Source organism: Roseateles sp. So40a (genome assembly GCF_048081605.1).
Classification (GTDB): domain Bacteria; phylum Pseudomonadota; class Gammaproteobacteria; order Burkholderiales; family Burkholderiaceae_C; genus Roseateles.
On sequence record NZ_CP182288.1, the window covers coordinates 3,695,452 to 3,721,100 of the forward strand.

At 66.5% G+C, this 25,649-nt stretch carries 32 protein-coding genes; 19 read left to right on the plus strand and 13 right to left on the minus strand.

Annotated elements, in window-relative coordinates:
• Positions 1-54 precede the first annotated feature (54 nt).
• Positions 55-1,716, minus strand: a complete 1,662-nt coding sequence (locus tag ACNI65_RS16795; protein ID WP_416758104.1) for an acyl-CoA dehydrogenase family protein — start codon at positions 1,714-1,716, stop codon at positions 55-57.
• A 372-nt stretch (positions 1,717-2,088) separates the two neighbouring features.
• Here ACNI65_RS16795 and ACNI65_RS16800 point away from each other — a divergent pair, with 372 nt between their 5' ends.
• Positions 2,089-3,930, plus strand: coding sequence for a M4 family metallopeptidase (locus tag ACNI65_RS16800; protein ID WP_416758105.1), 1,842 nt, complete (start codon positions 2,089-2,091; stop codon positions 3,928-3,930).
• 89 nt (positions 3,931-4,019) lie between these two features.
• Complete coding sequence (locus ACNI65_RS16805; protein WP_416758106.1) at positions 4,020-5,630, plus strand: M20/M25/M40 family metallo-hydrolase; 1,611 nt, start codon at positions 4,020-4,022, stop codon at positions 5,628-5,630.
• Positions 5,631-5,658: 28 nt separating this feature from the next.
• Here the strand turns inward: ACNI65_RS16805 and ACNI65_RS16810 are convergent, their stop codons facing one another.
• The gene (locus ACNI65_RS16810; protein ID WP_416758108.1) at positions 5,659-6,441 is read right to left on the minus strand and encodes a hypothetical protein; all 783 of its coding nucleotides are present in this window, start codon (positions 6,439-6,441) and stop codon (positions 5,659-5,661) included.
• 338 nt (positions 6,442-6,779) lie between these two features.
• Between ACNI65_RS16810 and ACNI65_RS16815 the strand changes: the two genes are divergently transcribed.
• Positions 6,780-7,112: a DUF4148 domain-containing protein gene (locus ACNI65_RS16815; protein ID WP_416758109.1), complete on the plus strand. Its 333-nt coding sequence runs from the start codon at positions 6,780-6,782 to the stop codon at positions 7,110-7,112.
• Positions 7,113-7,373: 261 nt separating this feature from the next.
• On the plus strand, positions 7,374-7,622 hold the full coding sequence (locus tag ACNI65_RS16820) for a hypothetical protein (RefSeq protein WP_416758111.1): 249 nt from the start codon (positions 7,374-7,376) through the stop codon (positions 7,620-7,622).
• Positions 7,623-7,727: 105 nt separating this feature from the next.
• Here the strand turns inward: ACNI65_RS16820 and ACNI65_RS16825 are convergent, their stop codons facing one another.
• Complete coding sequence (locus tag ACNI65_RS16825; RefSeq protein WP_416758112.1) at positions 7,728-8,057, minus strand: hypothetical protein; 330 nt, start codon at positions 8,055-8,057, stop codon at positions 7,728-7,730.
• A 218-nt stretch (positions 8,058-8,275) separates the two neighbouring features.
• Here ACNI65_RS16825 and ACNI65_RS16830 point away from each other — a divergent pair, with 218 nt between their 5' ends.
• Positions 8,276-8,524, plus strand: coding sequence for a hypothetical protein (locus ACNI65_RS16830; protein WP_416758113.1), 249 nt, complete (start codon positions 8,276-8,278; stop codon positions 8,522-8,524).
• A 195-nt stretch (positions 8,525-8,719) separates the two neighbouring features.
• On the opposite strand, the gene ACNI65_RS16835 is transcribed toward ACNI65_RS16830, so the two are convergent.
• The 3 genes from ACNI65_RS16835 to ACNI65_RS16845 all read right to left on the minus strand — a co-directional run bounded on the left by ACNI65_RS16835 (position 8,720) and on the right by ACNI65_RS16845 (position 10,843).
• Entirely contained in the window at positions 8,720-9,232 is a 513-nt protein-coding gene (locus tag ACNI65_RS16835; protein ID WP_416758115.1) for a hypothetical protein, read from the minus strand.
• Positions 9,233-9,278: 46 nt separating this feature from the next.
• Positions 9,279-10,067, minus strand: a complete 789-nt coding sequence (locus tag ACNI65_RS16840; protein WP_416758117.1) for a glycoside hydrolase family 19 protein — start codon at positions 10,065-10,067, stop codon at positions 9,279-9,281.
• 425 nt (positions 10,068-10,492) lie between these two features.
• On the minus strand, positions 10,493-10,843 hold the full coding sequence (locus ACNI65_RS16845) for a ribonuclease E inhibitor RraB (protein ID WP_416758119.1): 351 nt from the start codon (positions 10,841-10,843) through the stop codon (positions 10,493-10,495).
• 189 nt (positions 10,844-11,032) lie between these two features.
• Here ACNI65_RS16845 and ACNI65_RS16850 point away from each other — a divergent pair, with 189 nt between their 5' ends.
• On the plus strand, positions 11,033-11,281 hold the full coding sequence (locus ACNI65_RS16850; RefSeq protein ID WP_416758121.1) for a hypothetical protein: 249 nt from the start codon (positions 11,033-11,035) through the stop codon (positions 11,279-11,281).
• A 130-nt stretch (positions 11,282-11,411) separates the two neighbouring features.
• Complete coding sequence (locus ACNI65_RS16855; protein WP_416758123.1) at positions 11,412-11,732, plus strand: low molecular weight protein tyrosine phosphatase family protein; 321 nt, start codon at positions 11,412-11,414, stop codon at positions 11,730-11,732.
• Between the two features lie 19 nt (positions 11,733-11,751).
• Here the strand turns inward: ACNI65_RS16855 and ACNI65_RS16860 are convergent, their stop codons facing one another.
• The 3 genes from ACNI65_RS16860 to ACNI65_RS16870 all read right to left on the minus strand — a co-directional run bounded on the left by ACNI65_RS16860 (position 11,752) and on the right by ACNI65_RS16870 (position 13,268).
• The gene (locus tag ACNI65_RS16860) at positions 11,752-12,447 is read right to left on the minus strand and encodes a DUF4386 domain-containing protein (protein WP_416758125.1); all 696 of its coding nucleotides are present in this window, start codon (positions 12,445-12,447) and stop codon (positions 11,752-11,754) included.
• Positions 12,444-12,920 carry a hypothetical protein gene (locus ACNI65_RS16865; RefSeq protein WP_416758127.1) on the minus strand — a complete coding sequence of 159 codons (477 nt, stop codon included), beginning with the start codon at positions 12,918-12,920 and terminating at the stop codon, positions 12,444-12,446. Before ACNI65_RS16865 ends, ACNI65_RS16860 begins: the two co-directional genes overlap by 4 nt.
• A gap of 108 nt (positions 12,921-13,028) precedes the next feature.
• The gene (locus ACNI65_RS16870; protein ID WP_416758129.1) at positions 13,029-13,268 is read right to left on the minus strand and encodes a hypothetical protein; all 240 of its coding nucleotides are present in this window, start codon (positions 13,266-13,268) and stop codon (positions 13,029-13,031) included.
• Positions 13,269-13,461: 193 nt separating this feature from the next.
• Here ACNI65_RS16870 and ACNI65_RS16875 point away from each other — a divergent pair, with 193 nt between their 5' ends.
• Positions 13,462-14,871, plus strand: a complete 1,410-nt coding sequence (locus ACNI65_RS16875; RefSeq protein ID WP_416758130.1) for a PLP-dependent aminotransferase family protein — start codon at positions 13,462-13,464, stop codon at positions 14,869-14,871.
• Here ACNI65_RS16875 and ACNI65_RS16880 read toward each other — a convergent pair.
• Positions 14,868-16,271: a TAXI family TRAP transporter solute-binding subunit gene (locus ACNI65_RS16880; protein WP_416758131.1), complete on the minus strand. Its 1,404-nt coding sequence runs from the start codon at positions 16,269-16,271 to the stop codon at positions 14,868-14,870. The genes ACNI65_RS16875 and ACNI65_RS16880 overlap by 4 nt on opposite strands.
• 246 nt (positions 16,272-16,517) lie before the next feature.
• Here ACNI65_RS16880 and ACNI65_RS16885 point away from each other — a divergent pair, with 246 nt between their 5' ends.
• The 5 genes from ACNI65_RS16885 (at position 16,518) to ACNI65_RS16905 (ending at position 20,043) form a co-directional block, all read left to right on the plus strand.
• Positions 16,518-16,850 (plus strand): DUF4148 domain-containing protein, encoded by a 333-nt coding sequence (locus ACNI65_RS16885; protein WP_416758132.1) that lies wholly within the window; start codon positions 16,518-16,520, stop codon positions 16,848-16,850.
• Between the two features lie 271 nt (positions 16,851-17,121).
• Complete coding sequence (locus ACNI65_RS16890; RefSeq protein ID WP_416758133.1) at positions 17,122-17,373, plus strand: hypothetical protein; 252 nt, start codon at positions 17,122-17,124, stop codon at positions 17,371-17,373.
• 183 nt (positions 17,374-17,556) lie between these two features.
• Positions 17,557-18,171, plus strand: a complete 615-nt coding sequence (locus tag ACNI65_RS16895; RefSeq protein WP_416758135.1) for a DUF308 domain-containing protein — start codon at positions 17,557-17,559, stop codon at positions 18,169-18,171.
• Between the two features lie 59 nt (positions 18,172-18,230).
• Positions 18,231-18,611, plus strand: a complete 381-nt coding sequence (locus ACNI65_RS16900) for a Rid family detoxifying hydrolase (protein WP_416758137.1) — start codon at positions 18,231-18,233, stop codon at positions 18,609-18,611.
• A gap of 31 nt (positions 18,612-18,642) precedes the next feature.
• A complete protein-coding gene (locus tag ACNI65_RS16905) occupies positions 18,643-20,043 on the plus strand; it encodes an amidase family protein (protein WP_416758139.1) in 1,401 nt (466 codons plus the stop codon).
• 65 nt (positions 20,044-20,108) lie between these two features.
• On the opposite strand, the gene ACNI65_RS16910 is transcribed toward ACNI65_RS16905, so the two are convergent.
• Both ACNI65_RS16910 and ACNI65_RS16915 read right to left on the minus strand, forming a co-directional pair.
• Positions 20,109-21,689 carry a hypothetical protein gene (locus ACNI65_RS16910; RefSeq protein WP_416758140.1) on the minus strand — a complete coding sequence of 527 codons (1,581 nt, stop codon included), beginning with the start codon at positions 21,687-21,689 and terminating at the stop codon, positions 20,109-20,111.
• Positions 21,686-22,558, minus strand: a complete 873-nt coding sequence (locus ACNI65_RS16915) for an ABC transporter ATP-binding protein (RefSeq protein WP_416758141.1) — start codon at positions 22,556-22,558, stop codon at positions 21,686-21,688. Before ACNI65_RS16915 ends, ACNI65_RS16910 begins: the two co-directional genes overlap by 4 nt.
• 217 nt (positions 22,559-22,775) lie before the next feature.
• Here ACNI65_RS16915 and ACNI65_RS16920 point away from each other — a divergent pair, with 217 nt between their 5' ends.
• The 3 genes from ACNI65_RS16920 to ACNI65_RS16930 all read left to right on the plus strand — a co-directional run bounded on the left by ACNI65_RS16920 (position 22,776) and on the right by ACNI65_RS16930 (position 23,816).
• Positions 22,776-22,997, plus strand: coding sequence for a hypothetical protein (locus tag ACNI65_RS16920; RefSeq protein ID WP_416763708.1), 222 nt, complete (start codon positions 22,776-22,778; stop codon positions 22,995-22,997).
• 126 nt (positions 22,998-23,123) lie between these two features.
• Positions 23,124-23,294, plus strand: a complete 171-nt coding sequence (locus tag ACNI65_RS16925) for a hypothetical protein (protein ID WP_416758143.1) — start codon at positions 23,124-23,126, stop codon at positions 23,292-23,294.
• A gap of 249 nt (positions 23,295-23,543) precedes the next feature.
• On the plus strand, positions 23,544-23,816 hold the full coding sequence (locus ACNI65_RS16930) for a UBP-type zinc finger domain-containing protein (RefSeq protein WP_416758144.1): 273 nt from the start codon (positions 23,544-23,546) through the stop codon (positions 23,814-23,816).
• A 14-nt stretch (positions 23,817-23,830) separates the two neighbouring features.
• Here ACNI65_RS16930 and ACNI65_RS16935 read toward each other — a convergent pair whose 3' ends face one another.
• Positions 23,831-24,136, minus strand: coding sequence for a putative quinol monooxygenase (locus ACNI65_RS16935; RefSeq protein ID WP_416758146.1), 306 nt, complete (start codon positions 24,134-24,136; stop codon positions 23,831-23,833).
• A gap of 49 nt (positions 24,137-24,185) precedes the next feature.
• Here ACNI65_RS16935 and ACNI65_RS16940 point away from each other — a divergent pair, with 49 nt between their 5' ends.
• The 3 genes from ACNI65_RS16940 to ACNI65_RS16950 all read left to right on the plus strand — a co-directional run bounded on the left by ACNI65_RS16940 (position 24,186) and on the right by ACNI65_RS16950 (position 25,479).
• On the plus strand, positions 24,186-24,434 hold the full coding sequence (locus tag ACNI65_RS16940; protein WP_416758147.1) for a hypothetical protein: 249 nt from the start codon (positions 24,186-24,188) through the stop codon (positions 24,432-24,434).
• Positions 24,431-24,925: an aldo/keto reductase gene (locus ACNI65_RS16945; protein ID WP_416758149.1), complete on the plus strand. Its 495-nt coding sequence runs from the start codon at positions 24,431-24,433 to the stop codon at positions 24,923-24,925. Before ACNI65_RS16940 ends, ACNI65_RS16945 begins: the two co-directional genes overlap by 4 nt.
• A gap of 155 nt (positions 24,926-25,080) precedes the next feature.
• A complete protein-coding gene (locus ACNI65_RS16950; RefSeq protein WP_416758150.1) occupies positions 25,081-25,479 on the plus strand; it encodes a GlcG/HbpS family heme-binding protein in 399 nt (132 codons plus the stop codon).
• Positions 25,480-25,649 lie beyond the last annotated feature (170 nt).

The following is a 25,649-nucleotide window of genomic DNA, read 5'->3' on the forward strand; positions in this document are numbered from 1 at the left end:
AACAGCGACGGGGCCGGTGGGCCCGAGTGAACCAGGAAAGCGCGCGAGTTTAGGTCACGCGGGAAACGCCCTCTGCAACAAGCCGTCGACATTGACGCCTCCCGGGTCGAGCGCCCCCACCACCGCGCCCCAGCGCGCATCGAACCGGCTGCCGATGAACGCGTCGGCGACGAAGGCTGGCGCGTGCTCGCGCAGCAGCGCCGCCTGCGCCAACAGCACCAGCCGCGACGCGAAACGCCGGCCCAGGGCTTCCAGCTGTTCGGGCGGCGTGGCGAGCATCGCGCGCAACGCGTCGAGCTCCGCGCGGGCGCCCGGATCGCCGCTCAGCGCCTCGTCGAATTCGTCCAGCAACGCGAGGAAGGCCTGCGGATCCCGCGCGACCGCGCGCATCACGTCCAGGCACATGACATTGCCCGAGCCCTCCCAGATCGAGTTCACCGGCGCCTCACGGAACAGCCGCGCCATCACGCCGTTGTCGATGTAGCCGTTGCCGCCCAGCACCTCCATCGCCTCGCCGGTGAGCTCCACCGCGCGCTTGCAGACCCAGAACTTCGCCGCCGGCGTGACCAGCCGCATCCAGGTGCGCTCGCGCGGATCGTCCTGGTGCTCGAAGGCTTGCGCCAGTCGCAGGCTCAGCTGCATCGCCGCCTCGCTCTCCAGCGTGAGGTCCGCCAGCACCGCGCGCATCAGCGGCTGCTCCACCAGCCGCTTGCCGAAAGCGCGGCGATGACGGGTGTAGTGCAGCGCCTGCGTCAGCGCCTGGCGCAGCATCGCCGCGCTGCCCACGACGCAGTTCAATCGCGTGTAGGTCGCCATCTCGATGATGGTCGGGATGCCGCGGCCCTCCTCGCCCATCAGCACGCCGTAGGCGTTCTCGAACTCCACCTCCGAGCTGCTGTTGCTGCGATTGCCGACCTTGTCCTTCAAGCGCTGGATGTTGACCGCGTTCTTCGTTCCGTCAGGCCGCCAGCGCGGCACGAAGAAGCAGCCCGGCGCGCCGTCCGGCGTCTTGGCCACGACCAGGTGCGCGTCGCACATCGGCGCGGAGAAGAACCACTTGTGGCCCGTGAGCCGGTACTCGCCGCCGCGACCGCCCGCGCCCACCGGCTCCGCGCGCGTCGTGTTGGCGCGCACGTCCGAACCGCCCTGCTTCTCCGTCATGCCCATGCCCAGCCAGATCGAGCGCTTCTGGTCCAGCGGCACATCGCGGCCGTCGTATTCGGTGCTGAAGAGCTGATCGAGCAGCCGGTCCCACAGGGCCGGCTCGCGGCGCAGCACCGGGATGCTGGCCTGCGTCATCGTGGCGGGGCACAGCGTGCCGGCCTCGACCTGGCCATGCAGGTAGAAGCCCGCGGCCCACGCGGCCCAGCGGCCAGGCGCGGGCTGGCCGGTCCGCGGGTCCTCGCGGAACGGCATGGCCACGAGATCGGCGCCACGGTACATCGCGAGCAGCTCATGCCAGCCGGCGTCGAACTCGACGCGGTCGATGCGCCGGCCGCGCTTGTCGAAGCTGTCCAGCGTCGGCGTCACGCGGTTGATGCGCTCGGCGATGGCGAAGGTCTCGGCGCGGCCCAGCCGCGTCGCGTAGTCCGACAGGCCCGGAAGGAACGCCTGGGCGCCGACGCGCGCCAACGCCTCCTTCAACGCGGGATCGGTGTCGAGCAGCGAGTAGCCGCTGAGCTCGTCGACCTGATTCGTGATCTCGTGCGTGTGCATGGCGTGTCCTCTGGACAGGGGTCGTGGCAGTCTAGAACAGCGGCTTTCCATCGCCTAACGCGCGGGCGCCAGCGGCTGGCATGCCCAAGAAGATCGTTGCAAGGGTTACACCCGCTGTCAGTCCTGACAGGTCGATCCGGAGCGGTCTGCCTCTACATTCGCGCTGGTCGACCGGACCACCACCACGAACAGACCTCGGGACCTCCGAGGCACCGGCGACACCTCGGGACGCGGCGCCAGCCGCACCTCCAAGAACATCCGCCACGGCCACCTCACGGGTCGCAGGCGGGGAGGCCGATCCCGTTCCCATCCGAGCGACCTCGGCCATTTCTTCGGGAGATCTCACCGATCCATCACGCAAGAAAGAGGCATATGAACCAGGTTTCCACACAGGCATTCGTCGTCCGCGCGCTGCGCGCCACCCTGCTCGCCGCCGCGGCCACCGCCGCCTGCCAGGCGATCGCCGCGGATCGCGTCGTGCTCGACGACAACGCCCCCGTGAACACGCAGATGCGCGCGTCCAGCACGCCGCTCACCGCCGCTTCCGCCGCCACCGCGCTGGGCCTCGGCCCCAGCGACCTGCAGGCCGCCCGCAGCCAGGCCTACGCCAACGGCAAGGTCGTCACGCGCCACCAGCAGTTCCACCAGGGCGTGCCCGTCTGGGGCGAAGGCGTCGTCGAGCAACGCGACAACAACGCCGGCACCTCGCGCTTCTCCGGCACGATGCTGACCAACATCCAGCAGGACCTGCCCACCGTCCAGCCGAGCCTGACCGCGCAGGGCGCGCTGGCACAGGCCAAGGGCGCGATCAACGCGGTGCTGACCGAGAACGAGCAGACCAAGCTCTACGTCCGTCTGAACAACGGCAAGGCGCAGCTGTTCTACCTCGTGTCCTTCGTGCGCGAGGACACCAAGACCCCGAGCCGCCCGCACTTCATGATCGACGCCACCACCGGCGCGATCCTCGAGCGCTGGGAAGGCCTGGCCCACCGTGACGCCACCGGCCCTGGCGGCAACACCAAGACCGGCCGCTACGAGTACGGGACCAATTTCCCCGCGCTGCAGGTCACGGACTCGTGCCAGATGAACAGCGGCAACGTCATCACGGTCAACCTGAACGGCAGCACGGGCGCGAGCAACACGCCCTACCAGTTCACGTGCCCGCGCAACGAGTTCAAGCAGATCAACGGCGCCTACTCGCCGCTGAACGACGCCCACGCCTTCGGCGAGGTGATCTTCAAGATGTACGGCGACTGGTTCAACCTTCGCCCCCTGACCGGCACGCTGTACATGCGCGTGCATTACGGGTCCAACTACGAGAACGCGTTCTGGGACGGCACCGGCATGAGCTTCGGTGACGGCGGCAGCCGCTTCTTCCCGCTGGTGTCGCTAGACGTGTCCGCGCACGAGGTGAGTCACGGCTTCACCGAGCAGAACTCGGGCCTGGTGTACTCCGCGCAGTCGGGCGGCATGAACGAGGCCTTCTCCGACATGGCCGGTGAAGCCGCCGAGTACTACCGCAACGGCGGCAGCAACGATTGGCTGGTCGGCGCGCAGATCTTCAAGGCGAGCGGCGCGCTGCGCTACTTCGACGATCCGACCAAGGACGGCGCGTCGATCGGCCATGCGTCCAACTACCGCAGCGGCATGGACGTCCACTACTCGAGCGGCGTGTACAACCGCGCGTTCTACCTGCTGGCGACGACGGCGGGCTGGAACACGCGCAAGGCCTTCGAGGTGATGGTCGACGCCAACCGCCTGTACTGGACCGCCAACAGCACCTTCAACCAGGGCGCCTGCGGCGTCGAGACGGCGGCCACCAACCGCGGCTACTCGAAGGCCGACGTCACCGCGGCCTTCGCCACGGTGGGCGTGAGCTGCAGCGGCACGACGCCGCCCCCGACCGCCACCCCGCTGACCAGCGGCGTACCGGTGAGCGGCATCTCGCTGGCCAAGGGCGCGACCAAGCTGTACAGCATCAACGTGCCGGCTGGCCGCACGACGCTGACGGTCAAGCTCGCAGGCGGTTCCGGTGACGGCGACCTGTACGTCAAGCGCGGCTCCGCGCCGACGACGTCGAGCTACGACAAGCGCTCGATCGGCTCGACCAACGCGGAGACGATCACCTTCTCGGCACCGACGGCGGGCACGTACTACGTGCTGCTGAGCGCGTACGCGACGGTGACCAGCACCACGCTGACCGCGACCTACTGATCCCCGGCTGAACGCACTCCGGCGCGCCGCCCCTCGCGGGTGGCGCGCCGGCTTCGCCGTTCCCGGGAACAACACTGGAGAAGCTTCCCATGCGTCAGTTCTTCACCATCAGCGCGCTGTGCCTCGGCATGGCCGCGTTCCAGCCGGCGCACGCCGGCGAGAAGGTCTGGATCAGCCTCGGCGACGCCGCGCTGGCCCAGCTGCAGAAACACCGTCCGGCCGCCCGCGCGGTCGCCAGCGTCAAGGCCGACGCGGCGCAGGACGGTTCCGCGCTGGCCGCGAGGAGCGCCTCGGCGTCCGCGCTGGCCACGCGCAACGAGGGCCTCCACCTGGTCGAGGTCGACGAGGACGCGCTGGCGTCGCTGAGCCACTCGATCCACGAGGAGCTCAAGCGTTGCGGCGGCTACATGTACCACCCGACGAAGGCCGAGGGCCTGGCTTCGCTGCAGCGGCACAGCACGCCGGTGACGTCGCAGCGGCTGGCGGCGGCGCTGGTGGCCTCGCGGCCGAGCTACACGATCGACCAGCAGTCGGTGGTGTCGCCGATCCTGTCGCAGATGCAGTCGAGCAACATCGGCCAGACCATCGTGGACCTGTCGGCCAACACCAACCGCTACTACACGAGCAGCAGCGGCGTGGCGGCGTCCAACTGGCTCAAGCAGAAGTGGACGACGCTGGCGGGCGGCCGCAGCGACATCACGGTCGAGCAGTTCACGCACGCGGGCTGGGCGCAGAAGTCGGTGATCGCGACGATCAAGGGCACCGACAACAGCGCCGAGGTGATCGTGATGGGCGCGCATCTGGACTCGATCAACCAGTCGGGCGGCTCGGGCGAGACGATGCGCGCGCCGGGCGCGGATGACGACGCCTCGGGCGTGGCGAGTCTGACCGAGGTGCTTCGCGCGCTGGTGCAGGCGAACTACAAGCCGCGGCGCACGATCAAGTTCATGGCCTATGCGGCCGAGGAAGTGGGGCTGCGCGGCTCGCAGGAGATCGCCAACAGCTTCGCCGCGGCCAACACGAACGTGGTGGGCGTGCTGCAGCTGGACATGACCAACTACAAGGGCGCGGCCAACGACATCTACCTGTTCAGCGATTACACGGACAGCGCACAGAACACCTTCCTGGCCAACGTGATCGCGACCTACCTGCCGACGCTGAAGGTGGGAACGGACCGGTGCGGGTATGCGTGCTCGGACCATGCGTCGTGGAATGCCAAGGGCTATTTCGCGAGCATGCCCTTCGAGTCGGGCATGAGCTCGTCGAATCCGTACATCCACAGCGCCAACGACACCTACGCCAACATGGGCAGCCAGGCCGACCACGCGCTGAAGTTCGCGCGCATGGCCGCGGCGTATGCGGTGGAGCTGGGCAGTGACGGCCCAGGCACGCAGCCGCCGACGGACAAGACGGAGAACTTCAGCGGCAGCCTGACGCGGGGCGGAAGCAAGACCTTCGGTCCGTTCAAGGTGGCCAACGGCGGCAGCCTGGCGGCGAGCACGACCGGCACGGGCGACATCGATCTGTACGTGCGCAAGAGCGCGGTGCCGACGACGTCGACCTACACGTGCAAGTCGGACGGGTCGAGCTCGACCGAGGGCTGCAGCGTGACGATGACGGCCAATGGGGATGTCTACGTGCTGCTGTATGGGTACGCGGCGGGCAACTACCAGCTGAAGGTGACCTACCGGCCGCAGTGACGGTGAGGGCCTGAGGGGGATGACGGGATCAACTGCCGCAGCCGCTGCCACAGCTGCTGCCGCAGCTGCTTCCGCATCCCCCATCGCCGACGCAGCCGGCGTCACCGCCGCTGCTGCCGCAGCTGCTGCCTGAGCCGCCGTCCTGGCGGTCCTGCTCTCGACGCCGCAGGTCACCGGCCTCAGTGACACCGATGAGGCCGAAGCCGAGCAGCATCGCGGGCCGCAGCTCGTCGTGGCGCCAGAACCCGGGATGGGTTCGACCGAGCGCATCGAGGTCGCGGTGGAGGATGGTCTCGTCCGCGCGCCGCGTGTAGGCCCAGCCTTCCGGCGTGCGCAGCAGGCCATCGACGCGGAACAGCAAGGGCAAGGTGCCCCAGACCGGCCATCGCCGCTCGGCGCGGCAGGCGCGGACCAGGCAGTGGGCGAGCGCCTCGCCGGTGTCCTGGCCGGGTGCATGCTCGCGGTGCGGGATCACGCGGCCGTAGTGGGATCGCTGCCAGGCGGCCAGTCCGTCGGGGTCGGCCTCCAGCCAGACATGCCACACGAGGTCGGCGGCCCGAGACGGCAAGGCGCAGGGATGCGGCTCGGCGGCGACGCTGGCGTCGAAGAACTGGATGAGCGCGTGGGCGGCGAGTCGCCAGCCCTCGTGGCCGGGCTGCCAGCGCGGATGCTCCTGGTCGACGTGCCGGAGCCAGGCGGTCTTGAGCGCGGCGGGCAGCGGGGGGGGTCGTCGGGCCTGGCGCCGATTGGCGATCCAGCGCAGCCGGGCTTCATGCGCGCGGAGCTGGCGTTGCCAGCGCAGGCGGCGCAAGCGCCGCAGGATTCGGAGGAGAAGGCCTTCGCGTTCTCGGTGGCGGATGGAGGTCGCCGGGGGCGTTCCGCTCTTGTTCTTGTTGTGGTGTTCCTGGATGTTTGTCTCTTCTTGTTGTTGTGATGGCCGCGAGTGTGTGTCGGCCAGATGACGGCGACGTGACACCGAGCCAGGCGATGGAATCAGCGCGGCGGGATTGTTGCTGCGATCTCAACGACGCGTTCCGAAGGGAGCCATTTATGCAAAGCGGCTGGGCTTCTAACCTTCAGTCATCGGCAAACACAAACGCCGGACCGAAGCAGAAACCCCTCCGAAACGCTCTCTCAAAGGAACCCATCATGAACGCCAAGACCCTGATCGCCTCCGCCCTGATCGCCCTGTCGACCGCCGCCGTGCCGGCCTTCGCTCAGAGCTACAGCCACCTCGACCCGATCACCCAATCGCAGAAGTCCCGCGCTGAGGTGCTGGCGGATCTGCAGATCTATCGCGAATCGGGTCTGGCCGCGGTCGACCGCACGGAAGATTCCAGCCTCGAGCTGAATCAGCGCACCAAGGCGGTAGCCCGCTACGCCGAGCTGAAGGCTTCGCCCAAGTACGCGCAACTGGTCCAGCAATTCGCGGCGAAGGAAGCGGCGAAGGGCGCAGCGATTGAAGGTGTGGCAGCTCGCTGAGACTGCTGGCCTGCCACCGCCTCTGGCCCTCACCCCTTCCCTCTCCCGCAAGCGGGCGAGGGGGCAATACCCCCAACGCCGACTGGCCAGTGCCCAGTTGGCGTTTTCGCTTCAGCAACGGGCGTGCAACGGCTTCCGCTCATCCTGCATGGATGCAGTTCACGCCGTGCCGGCGGAGCTTCATCGCTTGCCGCTGGAGGACGAGAGGATCGTTGACGACACTGCATTCATCGACGCAACCAACCGCCCCAGGAGAACGACATGACCCACCGCTTCAACCTCGAATCCGCCACCAGCCGCACCATCAAGGCAGTTGCTTTCGGCGCAGTCGCAGCCGTGGTCATGGGCCTCGGCATCGCCCACGCTGAAGTGCAGCGCGAGCAACGCGCTCAGATCGTGACGCTCGACCCGGTGGTCATCACCGTCAAGCGTCAGCAGCTCCCGACCGTCTACGTGACCGGCCGCCGCGACACGTCCGCGGACGGCATCCAAGTCGCCTCGGCGCTGTGATCCCTGGAGGTTGCGCTGCATCGATGGGGACATCCATCGGCTGACGCCAAAGGATCACTTCCCCAAAACAGGACGCCTGGCTCACGCCAGGCGTTTTGCATTCCATCAGGAGACGTTCTCTGGGCTCGACTCTGGCGGGCTCGCCATGAGCGACCGAAATTCAGCTCTTGCCCGTACGACTTGCCAACATCGAATGCCGATCGACACGAGCGCATAGGCGGAAGCCGCTTTTGGACCAAGGTCCGGCTGGAGTTGATTGAGTCCCCAGGCCCCCAAGACATAGGTCAGGGGAACGAAGGGGATGTTTGGGAACAAGGCAGCACCAGCATTGGGCGGCCGGCCGTTCCTCACGTGGAGGATGTTGCTCTGCGTGATCTCCAGAACGAAGCCCAGAAAGCAAGACAGAAGAGCGAGCGCCACGATCAGTGCGTACATTCCAAAGTCGCCTGCTCCATGAATTGAACCGGCACGATATCCGAAGGCAGGACGGTGCTGCCATCTGTCCGCGAAGTCACGTAGGCGCCTCCCCATTCATCCGCCGAATCCGCATTCCACGCCGCTGTGATGTGGCTTCGTCTCCTGGTGCTGGAGGGTCGGGGTGTCGATGACGAAACTACATCCATCGACGCAACCAACCGCCCCAGGAGAACGACATGACCCACCGCTTCAACCTCGAATCCGCCACCAGCCGCACCATCAAGGCGGTCGCTTTCGGCGCAGTTGCCGCGGTGGTGATGGGCCTGGGTATCGCCCACGCCGAAGTGCAGCGCGAGCAACGCGCTCAGATCGTCACGCTCGACCCCGTGGTGATCACCGTCAAGCGTCAGCAGCTCCCGACCGTCTACGTGACCGGCCGCCGCGACACCTCCGCGGACGGCGTCCAAGTCGCTTCCGCGCTGTGATCTCTGACGGTTGCGCTGCATCGATGGGGATGTCCATCGGCTGACGCCAAAGGATCACTCCCTCAATAGAACGCCTGGCTTGTGCCAGGCGTTTTGCTTTTGCGACGGCAATTGGCGCGGTGGCCCTGCACGCACGCTCCAAGCGCAGCTCTATCGGCGGTCGTCAAGGCCAGCAACACGCTCTTCAGGCGCTGCTCATTTTGTTGTCCCGTACAGCTCGTACGCGCCGTTGTCAGCTTCCTCTATGCGCAACAACGGCGTTGAAGACTTGCTCTCAGCTGGATTGGATCCGAATTTGACCAGGTCCCGGGAAAAGGCAGGCAGTCGCACCCCTGGTGGACGTTGGCAAGACGCGTTCATGACCATGCGCTCACCGTTGAAGACCGTCAGTCCCGCGTGGTGCGAACAGTCGCCCCCCACACACTCGGTCATCAGATAGCGATAAGAGGAACGGTCGAACCAGACCTGGCTGACCCATGCCCGAGGCGACGCTGGAGCAACAGTCCCACCGAAAGTCTTGCCATTGGCCGCAGTCGCGAGAAATTCGTTCTCGACCTTTTGCCCAGTGCCGTATCGGTAGGCGAGGAGCGTCGGCGCGGCTTCCGTTGGCGACGCGCACAACGAAGCGGTCTTCTTGCCGGTAAAGCAATTGAAAACGACGACCTCCTCCGGCTTGCACATCGAGTCCGAGTTTTGATCGGAGGCCATGGCCAGCGACGGTAGCGCGAGTACGAAGCCCGCTACAAGCATCAGCCTACTCAAAGTGCTCATACGCAGTTTTGAAGTGATTCTGGCGCTCCTTGTAGCTGTGCGTGTTCGCGTTGACCACGCGCGTTACGCGGTCCACGTCACCCGCAGCGCTCCCCTTGTCGGCGAGACGATACAGCCGGTTGATCAGCCAATAGCAAATCGCCGACCGCAGAGAGTAGGGAAACACCATCAATAGATCGGGATCTCGCTCGAAGTTGACCGACGCATCGCCGAAAACTGAGGCGTGCTTGGCTGATACCGCGGCATAGTTTGCGCGCCCGGTCACCTGGATGAAGCCACGCCCTCTGTACTTCCAGCCGTCGCCGCTCTTCTCGTCGCCATTGCCGTTGCGGCTGCCATAAGCCTTGTTCGCAATATCCTCTTGGCTGGCCTTGCGCTTGTATGTGCCTTTGGGGCCTCGCTCGTAGCCGTCAGTGTCGGCTTCGTCTGGATGCTTGCCGTAGTAGCCAAACAAGCCTTTGAGCGCCGCCGGAGAGTAGGTCAGATCCTCGGTCTTCGCATCCATGGAAGGGCCCGTCTCCTCCCGAACCTGAGCAAAGAAGTGGGCGCGCCGCAGCTTGGAGTCGAGTTGGTAGACCTCAGGCTTGCGGTTCAGCTCATCCGACACCTTCGTGAGCAAGTCTGGAGGAGCCAGCTCAAACAGCCGCTTGAGCTGTCCGGACGTCATCTTGCTCGACGTCGCGAGCCGATCCGATACTGAGAGCCAGCCAGCCGTCAGAGCCGTCCCGTCCTTCGCCCTTGCCGGGTTGGCGACAAAGCCAGATTGGGCCAAGAGCGGCGGAAGCTCGGGGTCAGCAAGATCAAAAAAACCCAGCGTCCCCGGGGTGTCGCCAACTCTCGTACAAACGTCAGGATCGCCGTGGTCATTGAGGCCAAGCGGACCAGGCGTGGCAGCCGCAGGCCACTGATCTGCGGAACAAAGAGGGCCAGGAGGCCGGGAAGTTGCCATGGTGCTGCGAGACGAAAGACTGCGGCACGATGGTAAGCGGCCGATTCGCCGTGCGCACGATGACTTTGGTCAACGCGATACAAAGGGCGTATCGCCGCGCTCGCAGCTGGGGATGTCCATCGGCTGACGCCAAAGGATCATTCCCAAACAGAACGCTCGGCTTGTGCCGGGCGTTTTGCGTTTGAGGTCAGCCTCCGGCGCCTCCCGGACGCTCGTATAACGGAGGTGCGGCTTGAGGGACGAGGATTTCACGAGATCCCGATGACCGGTCCAACATCCATTCCGTCATAGCTGCCGAGCCCCAGATCTTCTGCCAGCGCATAGAACTCCGCATTGCGCGCGAGCAGCGACTCCGGGGAATGGACCTCTTCGCATTCCACGTGCAGGAAAAAGTACGGCGCCTCGCCGTCGTTGATCTCGGGCTGATAGAGATCCACAAAGCGACAGCCCTTCTTCGCGAGTTCGGGCAAAGCCCCCTCAAGCTTTTCGCGACGTTCGTCGGTGAAGAAATGGCCCCAGAGCATGGGCTTGGACATGTCCCAGTTCGGACCGGCAGCAATGCCGGCGAACATCTCTTCAAGTTGTTCGAGTTCGATCATGGCGCGCGCGTCCTCAGACGGCCAAGTCTAATGTCCGCTGCGAATCGGAACCCGCCTCCTCATCCATTCATCCAGCGATTCCGCATTCCACGCCACTTCGCTGCGGCTTCATCTCCTGCCGCTGGAGGGTCAGGTGGTTGATGACGAAACTACATCCATCGACGCAACCAACCGATCTAGGAGAACGACATGACCCACCGCTTCAACCTCGAATCCTCCACCAGCCGCACCATCAAGGCGGTTGCTTTCGGCGCAGTTGCCGCGGTGGTGATGGGCCTGGGCATCGCCCACGCTGAAGTGCAGCGCGAGCAACGCGCTCAGATCGTCACGCTTGATCCCGTGGTGATCACCGTCAAGCGCCAGCAGCTGCCGACCGTCTACGTGACCGGCCGCCGCGACACCTCCGCGGACGGCGTCCAAGTCGCCTCCGCGCTGTGACCCTGGCGGTTGCGCTGCATCGATGGGGAGATCCATCGGCTGACGCCAAAGGATCATCCCCAAACAGAACGCCTGGCTCACGCCAGGCGTCTTGCTTTTACGACCCATGTCCAACCCAACATCAGAGCCGTTGCGCGTTCTCTTCATCTGCAGTCAGAACCGTCTGCGCAGCCCGACCGCGGAACAGGTCTTCGCCACCCACCCCGGCGTTGAGACCGCCTCGGCCGGCACCAATCGGGGCGCCGATAACCCGCTGACGACCGAGCTGATCGAGTGGGCCGATCTCATCTTCGCGATGGAGAAGCAGCACCAACGCAAACTCGGAGAGCAATTCAGGGCGTACTTGCGCGACAAGCGCGTGATTTGCCTGGGCATTCCAGACAACTACGCGTTCATGCAGCCCGAGCTGATCGAACTCCTCCAAGCGAAGGTCAATCGCCACTTGCGTTGAGGCATGGTCTCGCCGAAGCTCAGCGGAGTGTCGCGCTGTGAGCCCTGCCCTTGAACGTCAACCACAGCGCAACAGCCAGCTCGCCGAAAAGCGCGGGCAGCAACACAGCCGGGAAAAGCATCTGCGCCAGCTTCGGCGCCAGCAGCAGCGCGAAGCTGTTGACGAGGTAAGCCACGCCGGCAACGCCCAGGCACCAGCCCAGCGCGCGTGGCAGCACGCCGCTCTTGGCGATCAACCCGCCACAGATGATGCAGGAGAAGCCGAAGAACACCAGGCCGATTCCCAGGCCCTGCCCATGCAGGTTCACGGCCAGCATCGCCAATGCGGCCTGTTGGCCAGGCAGGAACGCGGCGCCCACTGCCGGCGCGCCCAGCAGGTCCAGCGCGGCGAGCAGCTGCACGCGGTTGGCCACCAGCACTGCCGTCTGCACGAGATTGAGGCCGGCCGCGGTCAACGCCAGCGGCTCATTCACCGGCCGCAACAGCCGCCACATCATCACGATGATGGGCAGGTCCAGCACCTGTGTCAGCACATCGGCCATGAGCCCCAGACGCCAGAGCTGCGGATTGGCAGCGATGTTGCGTGCCGTCGCCGCGGCATCGCCGGGCACGACGAGACTGCCGCGCGCGACCGCCTCACTGAACAGGCCCAACGCGATGATCGCCAGGTAGCAGAGACCGGAGATGCGCAACTCGCGCGAGCTGACGGCGCTCATGCGGGCCTCACGACATGCCAGGCGCGACGAACGACGCTGCGCACCAGCCACGACACGACGGCAATGACGGCTCCAATCAACGTCGGCAGCACCGCGCCGAAGGTCCAGCTCATGCCCAGCACGAAGCCGAGCAGACTCTCCGGCCGGTGCGCCGGCAGCAGCAGCGCCAGCAGCATGAGACTGAAGAACAGGGTCTCGGTCAGCGTCTGCTGCTGGAAGGAGAACGCCAGCGAGAGCGCCGCTCCCAACATCAGCGGCAATGCGAAGCCCAGCGCGACCTGCCGCCTGGCGCGCGTGGTCGTCGATGCTGCAGAGCGTGCGGGCCATCGGCCGGCGGCCCAGGCCGCCAGCGCCGGCAGCACGAGCAAGCCCCACGCGTTGGACAGACCCGGCAGGTCCGCGTGCTGAAACAGGTGATGACTGACGATGCCGCCGTGCGACGCCTCCCAGCCAAGGTGCAAGCCTTCAGCCAACAGGGCGAGGGCAGCGAGCAACGCGCGAAACGACCATGTGGGCATGAGCGGCTGGCAGAGTGGGCAATGGCCGCGGAGCATAGAGCAAGGTCACGTCCCTGACGTCCCTCACGGCCCGCTCAAATCCAACCCCAAGCGCTCACCCACGCTGAGAGTCAGCAACACAAGCCCCACGACCAGCAGCACGAAGACCACGGCCACGACGCCGCTCGTGAGCAGCAACGCGCGCTGCCTCGCCGGCCCCTGCTCACGCCTCGCCTTGTCGTAATGCCACTTGACGGCGTAGAACATGCCGATGGCCAGCACGCTCACCTTGAACGCGATGAAGACGGTGGGGACCCATTCCATGATTTCTGAACTGCGCAACGATTGACGGAGTGTCGGTCGCCACTGTGCACCCGATGGCCTGAACAGTACAGATCCAGATTCTCGTAAAAACACCGGATCAGATGACGACCTGAGAGGGAATGCCCAATCGTCGGACGCTTGCCCATACAGTCCCAGCGTTCCACGCAGCCGGGCATATCAGACGCCCCCTCTCATGAAGCGCTACGAAGTCCTCGCCGATGAATGGGCGGCGTCCATCGCCGCGGGGCAGTTGCGCAGCGGAGACCGCCTGCCCTCGGTCCGCGAAGCAAGCCGGGACCGCGGCGTCAGCCCCTCCACCGTCTTCGAGGCCTATTACCTGCTCGAGGCCCGTGGCCTGATCGAGGCGCGGCCCCGGTCGGGCTACTTCGTCAGCCAGGCGGCGATCCCCCACCCCGAACCCCACGCGTCGGACCCGTTGGCCGAAGAGCGCAACGTGGAGGTATCCGAGCTGGTCTTCCAGGTCCTCGGACTGGCGCGCAACCGGGCCGTGGTTCCGCTGGGCTCCGCGTTCCCGAGCCCCACCCTCTTCCCGCTGGACAAACTCGCATTGGCGCTGGGCAAGGCCGCGCGCGGGCTCGACCCGTGGCGCACCGTCGAGGACCTCTCGCCGGGCAGCGGCGAGTTGCGACGCCAGATCGGCCTGCGTTACCTGGGCGCCGGATGCAAGGTCGATGCGGACGAGATCGTCGTGACCAACGGCGCGATGGAAGCCTTGAACCTCTGCCTGGAGGCGGTCACGCAACCGGGCGACCTCGTCGCCATCGAGTCGCCGACGTTCTACGGCGCGCTCCAGGCCTTGGAGCGCCGCGGGCTCAAGGCGGTCGAGGTCGCGACCCATGCGCGCACCGGCGTCGATGTGGCGGCGCTCGCGGCCATCCTCGATCGCCATCCCGTCAAGGCCTGCTGGCTGATGCCGACTTTCCAGAACCCGTTGGGCAGCCTGATGCCCGATGCGGCCAAGGCGGCACTCGTGGCGCTGCTGGCCGAGCGCCAGATCCCGCTCATCGAGGATGACGTCTACGGCGAGCTGTATTTCGGCGCGCGCCCACGACCCGCCAAGGGCTGGGACAAGACCGGGCTGGTGCTGCATTGCAGCTCGTTCTCGAAGTCGCTGGCGCCCGGGTTCCGCGTGGGCTGGGCGGCCGCGGGCCGCTTCGCGCGGGACGTCAGCCGTCGCAAGCTGATGAGCTCGCTGGCCACGCCGGTGCCGATGCAGGAGGGCCTGAGCGAATACCTCCGGCGAGGCGGCTACGACCGGCATCTGCGCCAGCTGCGGCAAGCGCTCGTCACCAGTCGACAAGCGATGCTGAGAACCATCGCCAAAAGCTTCCCGTCCGGCACTCGCGTCACCCAGCCGGAAGGCGGCTACTTCGTCTGGGTCGAGCTGCCCGCCGAGATCGACGCGCTCGAGTTGCATCGGATGGCGCTCTCCCATGACATCAGCATCGCGCCTGGACACCTGTTCTCGGCCGATCGCCGGTTCACGCACCACCTGAGGCTCAACTTCGGGCATCCCGACAACGCGCAGGTCGAGGGCGCGCTGAGGACCTTGGGGGAGATTGCAAAGGCGCTGGTGCGCTAGAGCTTGCCCACGCTCGCTCCGGCGACAGACGCGGTGTCCCCAGGCCGCGCCCGCTGCGCCAGGAGCCGCTTGCGCACGGCGTAGATGTTGTTGCGCAAGGCGTAGAGCTCCTCGGCGTAGGACAGCGGCACCGCGATGCGGTGCGTGACGCGATCCAGCTCATCGAGCTCATCCAGCAGCGCCTCCTGCTCACCGGTGCCGGTTTCCAGCTTGGCTTCCACCTCGCGCAGCCGCGCGTACCAGCGGAACACGCGCGAGCGCACGCGGAAGGTGTACAGCGGCGGCACCACGCGCGACAGCGGCAGCATCAGCACCAGCAGGCCGCCGACCACCAGCCACATGCGCTCCAGCAGGTTGCCGGCCCAGAACGGCAGGTACCGCGCCCACGCCGGCGGCGTGCCATTGATCGCGCGATCGCCCTCGGCGCTGACAGGGAGCTCGCTGGTGCGGGTGTTGGGGAAGTCGCGCGCGCCGTTGAACCAGCCAGCCCCGCTGTGCTGGCCCAGCGCCGCCTGCGCGAACAGCTGGCGCAGCGCCGGATGCGTCTGCTCGCGCGCGAGCAACGCGGTGGTGGTGGCCAGCAGCGGCACGTCATGCGGCGGCAGGTCGGTCGCCAGGTCCACCACGCCGCGCGGCAGCGTCACGGTGGACAGGAACGGCAGGTGGCGCGAGTACGCCTCGTTCTGCTCGAAGGCCATCAGCGCGATGGCCGGGTCGCGCAGCAGCGCGCGGATCAGGCCGGCCTGCGGCGCGGAGATCAGCACCGCCGCATCCAATCGGCCCTCGCGCAGCGCCGCGCCGGCATCGTCGGGCGGCAGGTTGGACAAGCGCAGATCGGTCGGCTTGAGCTGGTTCAGCGCCAGCAGCTTCTCGACGATCTGCGGCACGCCGCTGCCGTCCTGATCCACGTTGACGCGCAGGCCTCGCAGCTGGGTCAGGCCTCGTAGCTCGCCGCCGGGCTGGCGGCGCGCGATGCCGAGATCGCGGCGATAGAAGATCCAGATCGGCTCGTAGAACAGACTGCCCAGCGAGACGATGCCGGCTTCGGTGTCGGCCACCGGATCGGCCATGCCGCCGCGGACGAAGCCCACATCGGCCGTGCCCGCGCGCAGATGGGCGAGGTCGTCCTGCGCGCCCTCGCTGGCGATCAGCTTCACCTGGATGCGGTCGCGCGCCAGCGCCTTCGCATAACCCTCGCCGAAGCCGGCATAGGCGCTGCCGACCGGTCCGGTGGCCAGACGCACCTGGCGGGGTGGCTGCGGATCCAGCCACCAATAGGCGGCGACCAGCAGCCCGCCGCCCAGCAGCAGCAGCGGCCCCATCGAGACCATCATGTCGCGCAGCGTCTGAAGCAGCAGGCGCAGGCTGCGGGTGGCGTGCCATTGCTGGATGGGGGTCATGGATTCCGGTTGAGGAGGCGATGAGCGACCCATCGTATTCGAGGCGTGTCGCCGTCTTTCCTCGCTCGCGCGCAAGCAAGAGAAACAGAAACCGGGCCGCGCGATTGTTGCTGCGATCTCAACGACGCGTTCCGAAGAGACCCATTTATGCGAAGCGGCCGGGCTTCTAACCTTCAGTCATCGGCAAACACAAACGCCGGAACCGAAGCAAGACCCCTCCGAAACGCTCTCTCAAAGGAACCCATCATGAACGCCAAGACCCTGATCGCCTCCGCCCTGATCGCCCTGTCGACCGCCGCGGTGCCGGCCTTCGCTCAGAGCTACAGCCACCTCGACCCGATCACCCAATCGCAGAAGTCCCGCGCTGAAGTGCTCGCGGATCTGCAGATCTATCGTGAATCCGGTCTGGCAGCGGTCGACCGTACGGAGGACTCCAGCCTCGAGCTCAATCAACGCACCAAGGCCGAAGCTCGCTACGCCGAGCTGAAGGCTTCGCCCAAGTACGCGCAGCTGGTCCAGCAATTCGCAGCCAAGGAAGCCGCGAAGGGCGCAGCGACTGAAGGTGTGGCCGCTCGTTGATCGGAGGTCCTGCCACCGCCTCTGGCCCTCACCCCTTCCCTCTCCCGCAAGCGGGCGAGGGGGCAATACCCCCCAACTCGCGAGAACGCCGACTGGCCAGTGCCCGGTCGGCGTTTTCGCTTCAGCAATGGGCGTGCAACGGGCACCGCTCATCCTGTCTGGATGCAGTTCACGCCGGGCCGACGCGCCTTCGTCGCTTGACGCTGGAGGTCGAGGCGGTCGATGACGACACTGCATTCATCGACACAGCCAACCGCTTCAGGAGAACGACATGACCACCACCCGCTTCAACATGGAATCCGCCACCAGCACCACGATCAAGGCCGTCGCTTTCGGCGCCGTTGCCGTAGTGGTCACGGGCCTGGGCATCGCGCACGCCGAAGTGCAGCGTGAGCAACGCGCTCAGATCGTCACGCTCGACCCGGTGGTCATCACCGTCAAGCGTCAGCAGCTCCCGACGGTTTACGTGACCGGCCGCCGCGACACCTCCGCGGACGGCGTCCAAGTCGCCTCGGCGCTGTGATCTCTGACGGTTGCGCTGCTTCGATGGGGATGTCCATCGGCTGACGCCAAAGGATCACTCCCCCAACAGAACGCCTGGCTCACGCCGGGCGTTTTGCGTTTGAGGACGGCTTCTCCTGCTCAAACCTTGGTAGGGGTTTGACAAACCTAGCTCCGATGGTGAGGCCGTGTCGATCCTGGTGTCATGCATCAACTCCTCTCAACGGCCACCATGCTCCGCACGAACCCATCCACTGACGCGGTCTCGATGCCCAGTTCGCCTGCGAATCGCGCATCCCTGTCGAAGCTCTACCTCTGCCGCGGCCTGCTCGCGCTGCTGTGGGCAGCCGCCTTCGCCCCGGTGCACGCGACCTTGGGCCCCGCGGCGACAGCATTGCTCGTGACCTACCCGCTGATCGACGCAGTCTCATCGCTGGTCGACTACCGCGCGCTAAAGCGCGACCCGGAGCGCCGCATCACCGCCTTCAATGCGGCTCTGAGCACGCTGGCGGCGATCGCCACGGGCTCAGCGTCAGCGTACGGCCCCGCCGCCGTGCTCGCCGTCTTCGGCGCCTGGGCGGCCATCGCCGGTGCGGCGCAGTTCGCGCTGGGCATCCGCAGGCGTGGCCAGGAACTCGGTCATCAGTGGCCGATGCTCATCTCCGGCGGCCTGTCCTTCCTCGTCGGCATCACGTACTGCATCCGGGCCGCAGGGCCCATGCCGTCCCTGGCCGTGCTGTCGGTCTACGCGACCGGAGGCGGCGGATTCTTCGTCATCCAGGCAGGTCTGCTGGCATGGCGCTCGCGCCGTCAGCGCTGATTGCACGACCCTTTCAGCACGCCATCCGCCTCCACGCCGGAGCAATCAAGGGACACCCCATGCACAAGCAACCCATCTCGACATCCGATGCGCCGACTGCCATCGGCATCTACTCGCAAGCTGTTCGAGCTGGCAGCACCCTCTGGCTATCGGGCCAACTCCCGTTGGATCCGCGGACCAACAAGATGGTCGAAGGCAATGCCGAGTCGCAGATCCGGCAGGTCTTCGAGAACCTGCGCGCGGTCGTCGCGGCAGCTGGCGCGACCTTCGACAGCGTCGTGAAGGTCAATGTCTACCTGACCGACCTGGCCCATTCCGCGCTCCTCAACAGCGTCATGTCGGAGTACTTCCAGAAGCCCTACCCCGCACGCGGCACGGTCGGCGTGGCGGCTCTCGCGGGCGGGGCGGTGGTCGAGGTCGAGTGCATCGTCGCGCTGTGAGGCGCCAGATCCCGTCCAGGAGGAATACACCATGGCCGAACTCTGGCGGCTTCCCGCGACCGAGCTTGCGCGGCTGGTGCGGCTGCGCAAGGTCTCCGCTCGGGAAGCTGCGGCGGATGCATTGAAGCGACTGGACCAGGTCAATCCGCGGATCAACGCGGTGGTGGCGCATCGACCCGAACTGGTGCTCGCGCAGGCCGATGAGGTGGACCGCAGGATCGGACGTGGCGAGGACGTGGGGCCATTGGCTGGCGTCCCGGTGACGGTCAAGATCAACGTCGACATGGCGGGCTTTCCGACGACGAACGGGACCCACCTTCAGAAGGCCTTCGTCGCCAAGGTGAACAGTCCCGCGGTCGAGAACCTGGTGCGTGCCGGCGCGGTGCTCCTGGGACGCAGCAACGCGCCGACCTTCGCGCTGCGCTGGTTCACGAGCAATTCGCTCGACGGCTCCACCCGCAATCCGCGCAGTTCCGCGCTGACCCCGGGCGGCTCGTCGGGCGGGGGTGCCGCCGCGGTCACCGCCGGCATCGGACACCTCGCCGTAGGGACGGACATCGGCGGATCGCTGCGCTATCCGGCCTACGCGTGCGGCGTCCATGGCTTGCGGCCCACGCTCGGTCGGGTTCCCGCCTACAACGCGTCCTCTCCTGAGCGCCCCATCGGCCCTCAGATGATGTCGTCCACGGGACTGATGGCCCGAACGATCGACGACCTTCGGATCGGCCTCGCGGCCATGGCGGCGCCCGATGTGCGCGATCCCTGGTGGGTGCCGGTGCCCCTTGATGGGCCCGAGACGCCGCGGGTGGCGGCGATGTGCCTTCGCCCTGGGGGAATGGAGATAGACGGGCACGTCGAAGCGGCCCTGCTGGACGCGGCGCGACGTCTCTCTGACGCCGGTTGGACCGTGAAGGAGATCGACGATGTGCCGCTCATGCGCGAGGCGGCTGAGGTGCAGATGCAGCTGTGGCTCGGCGACGGCTTCGCCAGCCTCGTCGATGCCGCTCGGCGCGACGGCGATACCGCAGCGCTCGCCGTGGTCGATGCGGTCAGGGGCATGGCCGAGGCGCTGCCTGGCGATGTCGTCAGCCGCGCATTGGTGTTGCGCACCACCGTGCAACGGGCTTGGCGGCTGATGTTCACCGAGTACCCGGTCCTGCTCCTGCCGGTCTCCGGCGAATTGCCTTTCCAGGACGGACTCGATCTACAGGGACAGGCAGGATTCGAGCGCGTCTGGCGAGCTCAACTTCCCATGAGAGCGCCGCCGGCACTTGGCCTGCCTGGGCTTGCTGTCTCCACCAACCTGGTCGGCTCGGTCCCCGTCGGCGTGCAGATTCTCGCGAGTCACTACAGGGAAGATCTGTGTCTCCTGGCCGGCAAGGCCATGGAGGCTCGCGGGACACCTGTTTCGCCCATTGATCCGATCGTCTGAGCGAGGGGCGTCGATGTTTCCCTCAGTTGACGCCAAAGGATCACCTCCCCCGACAGAACGCCTGGCTAGTGCGCGGTCGGCGTTCTCGCTTGCACTGGCAGCAGCACGAACCCCAAGACCCCGGCCAGCGCGTAGCCCGCCACGCTGCCGATGCTGGCCATACCGGAAAGACCGAGCATGTCCAGCACGGGTATGCCGGTCTTCTGCATGTTGAGATAGAGCCCGAACAGGAACAGCGCCAGGAAGGTCCGCGAGCCCTGTGTCATCCGGCCCAACAGCGTGGCGGCCGCGCTGAGGAAAAGCAGCCCCGCCAGGCAGGCTATCGCTGACCGCGGCGCCGATGTCGACCAACGAAGCAGCGCCGGTGCGGTGAACAGCCAGCCCAGCCCGAGAGCGACGAGCGCCTGACGCCAGCCGCGCTCACGCGCGCCACCGGGAGCAGCGCTCACCAACGACAGCGTGCCGCTCTGCAGATCACGCGAGCTGACGTCCGCGACAGCCATTCCCCAGGCCGCCAGCAGACCCGCCAGCACCGCCGGCAGGTGCACTGCGGGGACCACCGCGGTGGCCACGCTGCAACCCAGCATCACCAGAGTCAGCAACGGTTGGCTCAGCAGCATCAGGCTCGCGTCCGCCAGCCAGCGGCCGCGCAAGCCAGGCAGCCCGGCGCTGGCGCGCATCAGCTGACGCAGCGCCCAGGTCAGCGGGCGCATCACAGGCTGCAGCAGCCATTGCAAAGCCCGCACCATGCGCGATCGACCGCTCGCATGGCGAGGCTTCACGTGGTCCGGCGAATAACGATGAAACAGCAGCACCGCCGGGATCAATGGCAGCAAGGCCAGCAGCATGGAGCCCACGCGAAGCGTCACCAGCTCGGCGTTCCACAGACCGGCGGGCATGCGCAGCACGGGCAGGCTCGAGTCGAAGGGACCGCCCCCCACGCTGATGCTGCTGACATCGAGCAGGCGGCTGACGCCGACGAGCAGCGGCGATGCGCCGTTGATGTCGAACACCTGCCAGGCATGCATGACGATGGGCTTCTGCCCGAGCGCGGCCGGAAGGAAGGCGAACTGCGCGATCCAGAAGAGCCAGTAGAGCGCATCGCCCCGCTTGCCCATCAACGGCGCCCAGGCATCGGCCAGCACGGCCAGGCTGGCGCAGAACATCAGCCCAGGTGCCAGGCCGAGCACGAGCATCTGCAGATAAGGCAGCGGTTGCAGCGGCCCCTCGCCGCGCACCAGTTGCAGCACCCAGATGGTCAGCATCACCGCCGTGCCGAGGGACAGCAGAAAACCAAAAGCCCCCAGCCATCGCGCGCCGAGCAACTGGGCATTGCCCACCGGTGTAGCGGCCAGCGCGGCGGCCGTCCCGCAGCGCAGGTCCTCCTGGCTGCGCCCGCGCGCGAGGTAGAAGCTCATCAGGCCGAACAGCAGCGAGGCGATCAGCGTGGTGGCGAAGGCCAGCGCCTGGCTGTCATAGGCGAAGCGCTGGCCCTTGCTGACCATCATGGCCGAGCCGGTCGCCGGGTCCAGCACCATGAGCCAGCTCAAGGCCACCACGGCCAGCAGGATCACGAGGCTGCTGAGGCGCCGGCTGCGCAGCCGCCACTCGTTGAGGACCAGGGCCCGGAAGAGCGCGCCGTTCATGCGACCCACCGCGCATCGGCATAACGTTGCGCCATCAGGGCTTCTTCCAGGCTGGCCTGCGCCGGCTCGGCCTCGGCGCACGGCCGTGAGCCATGAGCCATGCGCACCTGCACATGCGCCTTCAGCGGCTGCGCCTGCAGCACATGCACCGCGGCCTCCTCGCGCAAGGCCTCATAGGCCGCGGGCGAGAGCAGCGCCGTCCAGACGGTGCCTTCAGCTCGCCTCAACACGGCGTCGGGCGATTCGAAGGCCACCAGTCGACCTTGACGCAGGACGGCCAGGTGAGACGCCATGTTCTCGACGTCCGACACGATGTGCGTGGACACGATGACCAGTCGCTTGCGGCCCAGGTCGCCGAGCAGGTGGCGGAAGCGCAGACGTTCTTCCGGGTCGAGTCCGGCGGTGGGCTCGTCGACGATGAGGACATCGGGGTCGTTCAGCAGCGCTTGCGCGATGCCCAGACGCTGTCGCATGCCACCCGAGAAGCCGGCGGCCGGACGATGCGCCTGCTCATGCAGGTTCACCAGCTCGAGCAGGTGCTGCAGGCGATTGGGGTCTCGCACGCCCTTGAGCGCGGCGAAGTACTGCAGGAACTCGAGCGCCGTGAGGTGGGGATAGACGCCGAAGTCCTGCGGCAGATAGCCGAGGCGGCGGCGCATCAACTCGGGCTTGGCGACGATGTCCTGGCCGTCGAGCAGGATGCGGCCACGCGTCGGCGCCGTGAGCGTGGCCAGCATCTGCATCAGCGTGCTCTTGCCCGCGCCGTTGTGGCCGATCAACCCGACCACGCCGGGCGTGAGGTCCAGCGAGACGCTGTCCACGGCGTGGGTCTTGCCAAAGGTCTTGGTGACGTCTTGAATCTGCAGCACGGTCGCTCCCTCTCTTGGAATGGCGCGCAGCGTAGGGAGGCGGACGATGACGCTCAGCGCGTTTGCGACAGACCGTCGAACTTGCGGTTCAGGGTGACGGATGCGCTGGCCGGGCCGAGGCCCGCATCGGGTGCGCCACAGGCCTCACACCCCCCAAGAATCCGGGGCAGAAATCGCCAACAATTCGCCCCTAACACTTCGCCTTCAGGGATTCACCATGGAAAAACTATTCATTGAATTGCTGGTCAGTTGGGGTCCGATGCTCTTGCTCATCGGGGTCTGGGTGTTCTTCATGCGCCGCATGCGTGGCACCCAGCAGAAGCAGCAGGACTACATGGCCGCGGTCAACGCCTACGTCTCCGAGCACTTGGCGGAGACCCGGCGCTTGAATCAGAACCTTGAGCGAATCGCCGATGCGCTGGAGCGCCGGCAGCCCTGACCATCTGCTCCACGCTTCAGATCACCCAGCCAAAGGGCATTTCATGCGCATCGTTCTTCTCTGTTTCGTTCTTCTCATGAGGCGCTTGGGCCGTTCGAGGGTCACGAAATCATTCGCGAGCACGAAGTGACGCCGAGGGTCCGGTTCATCTTCTCCACGATGAACTACGGCAAGGGCCCGGTCTATGCTCGGATCACGGCGTACCGCTTGGCGGGTGGCGAATGGATCACGTACTACTTCAACTTCAACACCGATCCGAATGAGATCGTGCCTGCGCAGGTGATGTGCAAGGACTAGCGTGGACCGCACCAGGTGAACGACCGGTCTAGCAATCAGACCGGACGGCCGGAGCTTGAATTCCGTTGCCCGCGTGGGCCAATGCGAGGAGAAGCAACCGACCGCAACGAGGCGCAGGATTCGGGCAGACGAGCGTGACCTTGCCGGTCTAAGGTCAAGTCCCCGAAGTCTCCGGCACGGCGACGACAACAAGCCGCATCGAGTGTCGCCCGCGCCGGGCGACCCAGGCACTCTTCTGGAGAACACCCCATGGCCACACCGTGCAGACATCTCGACCAGATCGCCGTCACCACCACCGACACGCGCGTCTGCGAGGACTGCGTGAAGCTCGGCGATGACTGGGTGCACCTGCGCTTGTGCATGAGCTGCGGCCACGTCGGCTGCTGCGACTCGTCGAAGAACCGCCACGCTACGCGGCATTTCCAGCGCACCGGCCACCCACTCGTGCGCTCCATCGAACCCGGCGAGCACTGGATCTGGTGCTACGCAGACGGGGTCATGCCGGGCGAGCTGGCGGACTGACGCCGGGCCGGGCCTCACTGTCCCGGCAGCTTGGCCGCCAGAACGTCGACCTTCTCGATGGACGGTGGCGTCGAGAACAGCTCGCCTGCCTGCGCCATCAGGGCAGCGGCGACCTTGCCGGTCAGATGGGCCTGACGCCCCGCCTCATCGGGAAAGGCGTCGAAGATGCCGAACGTGGACGGCCCCAGACGAAGACCAAACCACGCCGTGGTGGCAGGCTCCGCTTGGACCAGCGGAAGCCCGCCCAGCAGAAACTTCTCGACGTCCTCTTCTTTTCCCGCCTTCGCTTCCAGGCGGACGAACAACGCAACCTTGACCATGACACGCTCCTTGGGTTGAGAGACAGCCTCGCTGTCATCGGAAGTACGGGTGAACCTCATGCATCCCGGTGACCGCGTGGTCTCAGGCCATCCACACGGCAGGAACTCGGCCATCCGGCGCAGCGCCGTCGCGCGAAGCGCGGAGCTCGGGGTGAATCGCTTCAATGCCCATGCAGCGATCCTCGTGCATCGCGCCTCGGCCATCTTCCCGGAGCCTGCGGTGGTTGACGGCAAGCTGCGGTCGGCCATGACCGCGTGCTTGAACGGGCTCGCCCGGCTGTCGATACTGGACCCATGAAGCTAATGACCTTCCCCAGTGGACTGCGTGTGCCCGCGCTCGGCCAGGGCACCTGGCACATGGGCGAGCACAAGGACAGGTATGCGGAGGAAGTCGCGGCCATCCGCCTCGGCATCGAGCTCGGCCTAACGCTGATCGACACCGCCGAGAGGTACGGCGAAGGACGGGCGGAGAAGCTGGTCGGCGAAGCGATAAAGGGCCTGCGCGACAAGGTCTTCATCGTCACGAAGGCCTACCCCCATCACGCTTCGCGCACGGAAATGCATCGCGCCTGCAACAACAGCCTGCAACGGCTGCAGGTCGAGACCATCGACCTGTACCTGCTGCACTGGCCGGGCGGCGTGCCGATCGATGAGACCGTGCAGGCCTTCGAGGCGCTGCAACGCGAGAACGCCGCGGAGCTGGAGCATCGCCTGACCACAGCGCATCTGCGCGAGCTCGACGCGCTGTTTCCCCCGCCCCGCGGCCCGAGCCCCCTGGCGATGATTTGACTCGCGTGTCCACTGAAGCTTCAAGCCTCGATGCATGCCGGCGCTCCGCACCAGCCGCGCGAAGCGCAAGGCACCGACAGCACGCCGCCAGAATCTGAAAGACGTGCCGTCGCGGGCTGGCTAAGGTGCCGACACCCCTTGACGAGGAGTTTGTGATGGTCACCCTTGACGATGCAAAGCGAATCATTGCCGCCGCCGAGAAGATGGCGACGACCATTGGGCAACCGATGAACGTCGCCGTCGCCGACGCTGGCGGGAACCTGGTCGCCCATGTGCGGATGGACGGCGCCTGGATGGGCAGCGTGGATATCTCGATCAAGAAGGCCTTCACCTCGCGGGCGTTCGACATTGCCACCAAGGACCTGGCGGAGCTGTCCCAACCGGGCAGACCGTTTTTCGGGATCCACGCGTCCAACGACGGTCGCGTGATGATCTTCGCGGGCGGCATCCCGCTTGAGCGCGACGGCAAGGTCGTCGGCGCCATCGGGGTCAGCGGGGGATCTGGTGAGCAGGATCATGCCGTTGCTCAGGCGGGGGTCGCCGCCTTCAAGTGAGCCCGTGGGCGCGCAGGAAGCGCCGGCCAGCGGGAACGCCACCAGCGCCACCGCCCACGCGGTCGCGCCCGGCGCCGTGCGCGCCGCCATGACCGCCTCGGCCGCGGCGAGCAGGCCGAGCAGCTGCACGAGCGCCGCGAGCCAGCCCATCATCCGAGCTCGCGGCAGCG

Excerpts from the sequence above, each read along its gene's own strand:
- ACNI65_RS16920 (WP_416763708.1), top strand. The coding sequence starts at position 22,776 with ATGGAAAAACTATTCATTGAATTGCTGGTCAGTTGGGGTCCGATGCTC.
- ACNI65_RS16820 (WP_416758111.1), top strand. The coding sequence starts at position 7,374 with ATGACCCACCGCTTCAACCTCGAATCCGCCACCAGCCGCACCATCAAG.
- ACNI65_RS16795 (WP_416758104.1), bottom strand. The coding sequence starts at position 1,716 with ATGCACACGCACGAGATCACGAATCAGGTCGACGAGCTCAGCGGCTAC.
- ACNI65_RS16900 (WP_416758137.1), top strand. The coding sequence starts at position 18,231 with ATGCACAAGCAACCCATCTCGACATCCGATGCGCCGACTGCCATCGGC.
- ACNI65_RS16805 (WP_416758106.1), top strand. The coding sequence starts at position 4,020 with ATGCGTCAGTTCTTCACCATCAGCGCGCTGTGCCTCGGCATGGCCGCG.
- ACNI65_RS16935 (WP_416758146.1), bottom strand. The coding sequence starts at position 24,136 with ATGGTCAAGGTTGCGTTGTTCGTCCGCCTGGAAGCGAAGGCGGGAAAA.
- ACNI65_RS16800 (WP_416758105.1), top strand. The coding sequence starts at position 2,089 with ATGAACCAGGTTTCCACACAGGCATTCGTCGTCCGCGCGCTGCGCGCC.
- ACNI65_RS16885 (WP_416758132.1), top strand. The coding sequence starts at position 16,518 with ATGAACGCCAAGACCCTGATCGCCTCCGCCCTGATCGCCCTGTCGACC.
- ACNI65_RS16895 (WP_416758135.1), top strand. The coding sequence starts at position 17,557 with ATGCATCAACTCCTCTCAACGGCCACCATGCTCCGCACGAACCCATCC.
- ACNI65_RS16905 (WP_416758139.1), top strand. The coding sequence starts at position 18,643 with ATGGCCGAACTCTGGCGGCTTCCCGCGACCGAGCTTGCGCGGCTGGTG.
- ACNI65_RS16945 (WP_416758149.1), top strand. The coding sequence starts at position 24,431 with ATGAAGCTAATGACCTTCCCCAGTGGACTGCGTGTGCCCGCGCTCGGC.
- ACNI65_RS16860 (WP_416758125.1), bottom strand. The coding sequence starts at position 12,447 with ATGAGCGCCGTCAGCTCGCGCGAGTTGCGCATCTCCGGTCTCTGCTAC.
- ACNI65_RS16875 (WP_416758130.1), top strand. The coding sequence starts at position 13,462 with ATGAAGCGCTACGAAGTCCTCGCCGATGAATGGGCGGCGTCCATCGCC.
- ACNI65_RS16870 (WP_416758129.1), bottom strand. The coding sequence starts at position 13,268 with ATGGAATGGGTCCCCACCGTCTTCATCGCGTTCAAGGTGAGCGTGCTG.
- ACNI65_RS16850 (WP_416758121.1), top strand. The coding sequence starts at position 11,033 with ATGACCCACCGCTTCAACCTCGAATCCTCCACCAGCCGCACCATCAAG.
- ACNI65_RS16910 (WP_416758140.1), bottom strand. The coding sequence starts at position 21,689 with ATGAACGGCGCGCTCTTCCGGGCCCTGGTCCTCAACGAGTGGCGGCTG.
- ACNI65_RS16845 (WP_416758119.1), bottom strand. The coding sequence starts at position 10,843 with ATGATCGAACTCGAACAACTTGAAGAGATGTTCGCCGGCATTGCTGCC.
- ACNI65_RS16830 (WP_416758113.1), top strand. The coding sequence starts at position 8,276 with ATGACCCACCGCTTCAACCTCGAATCCGCCACCAGCCGCACCATCAAG.
- ACNI65_RS16930 (WP_416758144.1), top strand. The coding sequence starts at position 23,544 with ATGGCCACACCGTGCAGACATCTCGACCAGATCGCCGTCACCACCACC.
- ACNI65_RS16825 (WP_416758112.1), bottom strand. The coding sequence starts at position 8,057 with ATGTACGCACTGATCGTGGCGCTCGCTCTTCTGTCTTGCTTTCTGGGC.
- ACNI65_RS16880 (WP_416758131.1), bottom strand. The coding sequence starts at position 16,271 with ATGACCCCCATCCAGCAATGGCACGCCACCCGCAGCCTGCGCCTGCTG.
- ACNI65_RS16835 (WP_416758115.1), bottom strand. The coding sequence starts at position 9,232 with ATGGCCTCCGATCAAAACTCGGACTCGATGTGCAAGCCGGAGGAGGTC.
- ACNI65_RS16815 (WP_416758109.1), top strand. The coding sequence starts at position 6,780 with ATGAACGCCAAGACCCTGATCGCCTCCGCCCTGATCGCCCTGTCGACC.
- ACNI65_RS16890 (WP_416758133.1), top strand. The coding sequence starts at position 17,122 with ATGACCACCACCCGCTTCAACATGGAATCCGCCACCAGCACCACGATC.
- ACNI65_RS16950 (WP_416758150.1), top strand. The coding sequence starts at position 25,081 with ATGGTCACCCTTGACGATGCAAAGCGAATCATTGCCGCCGCCGAGAAG.